The following is a 638-nucleotide window of genomic DNA, read 5'->3' as shown; positions in this document are numbered from 1 at the left end:
GAGGCCGTACCCCTGCCACACCACCCGGCATGCGGGTCCGCACCGGGCGGTTCGGGAAGTTGAGGTTATGAGAGTCGGGGTACACCCAGCCGGTCGAAGTACGCAATGGTCAGCACGCGCTTGATTTCCCGGTCGCTATTGCGCCACCAGCAGCGGCTGTTGGCCGCCACCTGTCGCGCAACGTCAGCCGATGCACCCAGCGCACGCAGTTCCCGGTAAATCGTGGTGCCACGACGCCATTGCTTAAGCTGGATCGCTCGCAACCGGTGCCGCAGCCACTTGTCCAGTTCCAGCCAGACGCGTGGCGTTTGCGCCAACCGGAAGTACGCCTTCCAGCCCTGCACGTAAGGCCGTAATCGCTCCACCACGTCCTGCATGCTGCGCCCGCCGTTACGGCCGGTCAGTTCACGAATGCGGCGTTTGAACGCCAACAGCGGTTTGGCCGCCACCTTGCGCTTCACCACACCGCCCGCAGCCACCCACAGGCTGTAGCCCAGAAACTTGCGACCAAACACACTCGCCACTGCGCTTTTGGTCTCATTGACCTTCAGCCGCAGTCGACCATACAGACGTCGTAGCAGCGCCATCACCCGCTCACCCGCCCGGCGACTACGAACATAAACATTCGCATCGTCAGC

General features: G+C 63.2%; 1 protein-coding gene. It reads right to left on the bottom strand.

Annotated elements, in window-relative coordinates:
• Window positions 1-65 precede the first annotated feature (65 nt).
• The coding region (locus tag LPA34_RS26850) for a group II intron maturase-specific domain-containing protein (RefSeq protein ID WP_324251786.1) at window positions 66-638 on the bottom strand (573 nt) is incomplete at its 5' end.

This window comes from Paraburkholderia gardini (assembly GCF_907164575.1).
In the GTDB taxonomy this organism is placed as follows: Bacteria; Pseudomonadota; Gammaproteobacteria; order Burkholderiales; family Burkholderiaceae; genus Paraburkholderia; species Paraburkholderia gardini.
Note: the sequence above shows the minus strand (reverse complement) of the source record. Positions and strands in the feature narration are given on the sequence as shown.